Genomic DNA, 5,183 nt, shown 5'->3' on the forward strand with positions numbered 1-5,183 from the left:
CTATGGGATTGGCTATGGGATAGATAGATTCTAGATAACTAGATAAATTTCTCCCATAGCCAATCCCATAGACTGGTGAATTTAGAGCCAAACGTATTAGCTAATACTTTCTTGAAGAAGTAGCAGTGTTAAGATTATTAATTGCTGGTGAATGTATTAGCTCTGTAGAGCTAACTATAAATAAAAACGATACTTCTATATTAGTAGTAGGAAATAAACAGTTTATCACTGCATTTGTGAAGCGGACTTGCTATATAAGGTCTAGCACTGTCGAGGTATCTTGGGAACTTGATGATGTCATACAACTCATCAAGACTAGACAACCCGCTATTTTAATTTTGCAGGCAACCCAGGTGGCTAGTTTACAAATATGTCGTCATATTAAAGAACAAAAGCTGCTCGGTTGGATATACTGCATTTTGATCAATGACTTGCCCGAAATAGCGATTACAAAAATGGGCCGAGACCCAAACTGGGAGTTAAGAGAATGTGCTCAAGCCCTAGAAAACGGTGCAGATGCCTACTTACGGATCAGTTCAATCAGTAATCAAGACTCAGCCATAGCTGTAGCAGAAAATCGGTTGCTTAAGGCACAAATTCAGGCAGGGTTACGAGGAGTGCGACTATACCGGCAAGCAATGCACACTAATGATTTCCTATCTAGGATAGCATTGGTTGATCCCTTGACAGAATTGAGCAATCGTCGGGCAATGGAATGGGAGTTACCCCGACAAGTCGAAAATGCCTTTAGTCAATCAACGCCCCTGAGTCTGATTATCCTAGATGTAGACTATTTCAAGTCCATCAACGACAACTACGGACATCCGGTAGGCGATCGCGCTCTCAAGCTACTGGCAAGTCGTCTCAAACATAACCTACGAATTCAAGATTCCCTCTTTCGCTATGGTGGAGAAGAGTTTGTGATCATTCTTAGTCACACTGACTGTGAAGAAGCCCTAGCAGTGGCTAATCGAGTGCGACATATTATTAGCGATCAACCGTTTCAGATTGATGGAAGATTGGTGCTCGGAATTACCATTAGCTTGGGTGTTGCTTCCCTTAACCATACGGACGACCATAGAGGGGAAAGCCTACTGCGATCTGCTGACGAGAACCTACGGATTGCTAAATCTAATGGTCGCAATCAGGTTTATTGTTGTTGCAATCACTAATTTTCAAGTAAATTGCTGACTCAAAACCACTGGCTTGTGGACAGTAATTTTTTTCTTGTGAATCGAAATCATTTCTTTTTCCCGTAGGTCTCCCAGTAGACGGGTGACAGTCACCCGAGTCGAACCGATAGCTTCTGCGATCGCTTGATGGGACAACTTCAGTTCAATGGTAATGCCATCGCCACAGGGTATCCCAAAGTCACGGCAGAGAATTAATAGAAAACTCACCAATCGAGACTCCATATCCCGATGAGCTAGGGTTTCGATCATCATTTCCGTCTGTAATATCCGAGACGATAGCCCCCGTAACATCAACATTGATAATTCCGGGTTTTCCTTCAGTGCTTTTTCGACCTGGTCAATCGGGGAAGAGAGTAACTCTACAGTTGTAAAGGCAACTGCATGGTAGAACCGATCAGATTGGTGACCAGTAATCAGGGATAGAACACCGAAAACCGTATTTTCTCGCAGCAGTGCTACAGTAATTTCTTCCCCTACTTCGTATACTCTAGAAAGTTTTACAGCACCTTTTAGCAAAAAGTAAACCCGTTCAGCTGGATCTCCTGGGAAGAAAATCGTCTTACCTCGCTCATAGGTTTCTACGACTGGTGGAAACGCTCCTCTACCAATCTGACGAAACACAGCCGCTAGTGGTGTATCCTGCGTCACAACCCTATCCATATCTATTTCTTTGTACAAATGCCCCTATCTATTTACATTTAAGAGACTTCCGGGGATGTTAAGCCACGGATTAGCTCATTAATCTGGTATATTTAGGCTATTTTAGCGGATTTTAAACAGTTTTCTTTAGTTTATTGTGAACTGCTACAACCGTTTCCAATTCCCCTTGCCCATCAATTTCGGCGGTGCGACCCGTGGCGAATTTAATTTGTCTACGGAAAGCGCACCGGGCAAGTTTTGAGCTAATTTGCCAACAGGCCAACAGTATTAACTGCTAGTCTATATTTTAGCAAGCTCTTGGCTTGATTCTTACTTAACCCCTGGGGGGAGAAGCGGCGATTAGTACCAATCATCGTGGAATCGACAAATTTATCAAAAATATTGGGTTTAAAACCCCGTCCTTCTAGGACGGCTTTCTGAAAATCCACGTCTGTTTGGTGTATAATCTAGATAGGTACAGGCTGAGAAACCGTTGGCTCAACCGGAAGAGAGATCCGCAATTGATTGCCCATAAAGAAGTAATGCCTAGAGGGCTTGAAGTTACCGTAAGTAGAGTGGAGCCTTTATAGTCGGCAGGTTATGCAGCATAGGGAAAAGGTTTTGTAGTAAGGCTCCACTCTACTAAGGTTTCGTCTCTGGGAAAGTCCTCTTTAAAAACCCAATCGTCAATCAACAGTTGGCGTGTGAACCTAGAAGAATAACCTTTGAGATAAAACAAAGTACGGTGGGGCACACCGGAACTTGAGGAAAAGGAAGGGAAACGGACTTTTAAGGCACTTCCAACAAGTACTTGAACGCCTAAGGAGAACTGCCCTCTAGGTCTGTCGTGAATTGACTGGGAATTTGGTGTTTTCACGGATTTGCGGGTTTTGTATTGTCTTGTTTTTGGCGGCGTCAAAAATAGGAACTCGGCGGTTTACGGCGGCTCGTAGATCTAGGAATCCCCGCGCCTTTTGGCAAAGCCGTTCGCGTTTCGCCGTAGGCGAAACGCGAACAGGCCGGTGAGTTTCAATTCCCACTACTTAATATCAATCTGAGCTAATTTTTTGTAAAAATTGCTACCAAACACTAAAAACCTCAGGGGTCATGATTGGTGCTGACCTCAGGGGGTAAGCCTGAAGGGTAAACAGGAGACCCGGTTTGGGGTGTGGAGCGAACGGGTATGGGGTGCACAATAGCCATTTACCTGGTTCTAGTCGGGTGAGTAACCTCACCAAACTTGCCATAACCCATCCCTATTAACTTGGGGAGTTAGTCGCTATTTCGCTTCCGGGTGATTGCAGATCGCCGATAGAGGTAGTTTTATTACCTGGCACGCTTGCTTATAAACGATAATAAACGTTTATACTGAAAATTTATAATAAAAATTATAACAATTTAATACTTGACCAGACTTGGGCTCACAATTACCTATTACTAGTTGAGATGGAGCTTAAAAACTCAACGTTGCTGCATTCAGGGATATAATAACTGGGCTGTCATAGATGGCTAACTAACCTTCAACCCTGACTCATAGCGCGACTCAACCTAAAAACCATGCTCGATCTCAACGGAAAAAATGCTTTTGTCACTGGCATCGCCAACAACCGCTCCATTGCTTGGGGGATCGCCCAACAGTTGCACAACGCGGGGGCAAATTTAGGTGTGAACTTTTTGCCTGACGAAAAAGGTCGCTATGAGAAAAAAGTTCGAGACCTGGTAGAGCCCCTCGCGCCTAGCATTATCATGCCCTGTGATGTCCGAAACGATGCCCAAATTGAAGCGATTGCGGATGCGATCGCAAAACAATGGGGCAAACTGGACATCCTGATTCACTGTTTAGCCTTTGCCAATAAAGAAGATCTATCGGGAGAATTTAGTCAGACATCCCGTGAGGGGTTTTCCCTAGCCTTAGACATTAGCAGTTACTCCCTCAATCGACTAACAGCAGCTTGGAAACACTTGATGACTGATGGGGGTAGCATTGTCACCCTCAGCTATCTTGGCGGGGTTAAAGTAATTCCCAATTATAATGTGATGGGTGTTGCCAAAGCAGCACTGGAAATGAGTGTTCGTTACCTCGCAGCAGAACTCGGACCCCAAACGATTCGGGTCAATGCTATCTCCGCAGGACCAATCCGGACCTTAGCCTCTTCAGCAGTTGGGGGGATAATGGATATGATTCATCATGTAGAGAAAGTAGCACCACTGCGCCGCACTGTTACTCAGGAAGAAGTGGGTAAAGCAGCTGCCTTCTTGTGTAGTGATTTAGCCAGTGGCATCACTGGTCAGGTTTTATATGTAGACGCTGGTTACGAAATAATGGGGATGTAGGTGACATACTCCCACACTGACAAGCACGGTTCAGTGTGGGCTTTTTACCAACTCCAGCTATGGCGCACGGATACACGGGTTACTTTATTAACGACACAGGATGCCCCGACCCGCCGGAACAATACTATATGTTCTATTTTTAAGCACGTAGGTGGCGGTTAGCTCTTAATTTATATTCCCTACTATATCTAGTATAAACGATATAAACCCTGTCCGCAATTGATCTCACACTCATGCTGCGCATGTTCGTTGTGAGGCAATTGAGCGGATGAAGCTAAGTTAGACAGGAGCACAGATGTAATGCAAGTAAGCGATAACCCGACGCAGATCGAGAGCGGAGCGATAATTCTCAACACCCAAGAGTCTAAGTTAAAGGCGCGAACCGCCTCAGTCAGGCGTACTACTGGGGAAACTGATGTACAAGTGTCACTGAATTTAGATGGTACAGGTATCTGCACCGCTAATACAGGCATCCCATTTTTAGACCATATGCTGCATCAAATCTCTTCCCATGGACTGATTGACTTGGAGGTGCAGGCAAATGGGGACCTAGAAATTGATGATCACCACACTAACGAAGATGTTGGGATTACCCTAGGGCAAGCCTTGGCAAAAGCATTAAGCGATCGCAAAGGAATTTTCCGCTTCGGGAATTTCCTGGCTCCCCTAGATGAGGCATTGATTCTGGTATCTCTAGATTTTTCTGGGCGTCCTCACTTAAGCTATGGCTTAGAAATTCCTACCCAGCGTGTCGGAACCTATGATACCCAGCTGGTGCGGGAGTTTTTTGTCGCACTGGTTAACCATAGTCAGCTCACCCTACATATCCGCCAACTAGATGGGATCAATTCACATCATATTATTGAAGCGACATTCAAGGCATTTGCCAGAGCAATGCGCATGGCTGTGGAAATTGATCCTCGTCGTGCAGGGATGATTCCAAGCTCTAAGGGGGTTTTGTAGTTGAGAACAAACAAAAAGCCATGGGACTAAGAGTTCCACAGCTTTTAGACTGGT

General features: G+C 44.8%; 6 protein-coding genes. 3 read left to right on the plus strand and 3 right to left on the minus strand.

Annotated elements, in window-relative coordinates; genetic code table 11:
* Positions 1-125 precede the first annotated feature (125 nt).
* Positions 126-1,172: a GGDEF domain-containing protein gene (locus F6J94_RS29755; RefSeq protein WP_293019855.1), complete on the plus strand. Its 1,047-nt coding sequence runs from the start codon at positions 126-128 to the stop codon at positions 1,170-1,172.
* A gap of 3 nt (positions 1,173-1,175) precedes the next feature.
* Here the strand turns inward: F6J94_RS29755 and ntcA are convergent, their stop codons facing one another.
* From ntcA to F6J94_RS29770, 3 genes are all read right to left on the minus strand, one after another.
* Positions 1,176-1,853: a global nitrogen regulator NtcA gene (gene ntcA / locus F6J94_RS29760; RefSeq protein ID WP_070391512.1), complete on the minus strand. Its 678-nt coding sequence runs from the start codon at positions 1,851-1,853 to the stop codon at positions 1,176-1,178.
* 112 nt (positions 1,854-1,965) lie between these two features.
* Positions 1,966-2,115 carry a hypothetical protein gene (locus F6J94_RS29765; RefSeq protein ID WP_293046911.1) on the minus strand — a complete coding sequence of 50 codons (150 nt, stop codon included), beginning with the start codon at positions 2,113-2,115 and terminating at the stop codon, positions 1,966-1,968.
* Positions 2,116-2,430: 315 nt separating this feature from the next.
* Positions 2,431-2,709, minus strand: coding sequence for a hypothetical protein (locus F6J94_RS29770; RefSeq protein ID WP_293046913.1), 279 nt, complete (start codon positions 2,707-2,709; stop codon positions 2,431-2,433).
* Positions 2,710-3,389: 680 nt separating this feature from the next.
* Between F6J94_RS29770 and fabI the strand changes: the two genes are divergently transcribed.
* Together fabI and hisB are read left to right on the plus strand one after the other, a co-directional pair.
* On the plus strand, positions 3,390-4,166 hold the full coding sequence (fabI, locus tag F6J94_RS29775; protein WP_293046915.1) for an enoyl-ACP reductase FabI: 777 nt from the start codon (positions 3,390-3,392) through the stop codon (positions 4,164-4,166).
* 300 nt (positions 4,167-4,466) lie between these two features.
* Positions 4,467-5,129: an imidazoleglycerol-phosphate dehydratase HisB gene (gene hisB, locus F6J94_RS29780; protein WP_293019849.1), complete on the plus strand. Its 663-nt coding sequence runs from the start codon at positions 4,467-4,469 to the stop codon at positions 5,127-5,129.
* The last annotated feature ends 54 nt before the right edge of the window (positions 5,130-5,183 follow it).

The sequence above is a fragment of the Moorena sp. SIO1F2 genome (genome assembly GCF_010672755.1).
Classification (GTDB): Bacteria; Cyanobacteriota; Cyanobacteriia; order Cyanobacteriales; family Coleofasciculaceae; genus Moorena.

Coding starts and splice junctions, on each gene's coding strand:
- hisB (WP_293019849.1), top strand. CDS start 4,467: ATGCAAGTAAGCGATAACCCGACGCAGATCGAGAGCGGAGCGATAATT.
- fabI (WP_293046915.1), top strand. CDS start 3,390: ATGCTCGATCTCAACGGAAAAAATGCTTTTGTCACTGGCATCGCCAAC.
- ntcA (WP_070391512.1), bottom strand. CDS start 1,853: ATGGATAGGGTTGTGACGCAGGATACACCACTAGCGGCTGTGTTTCGT.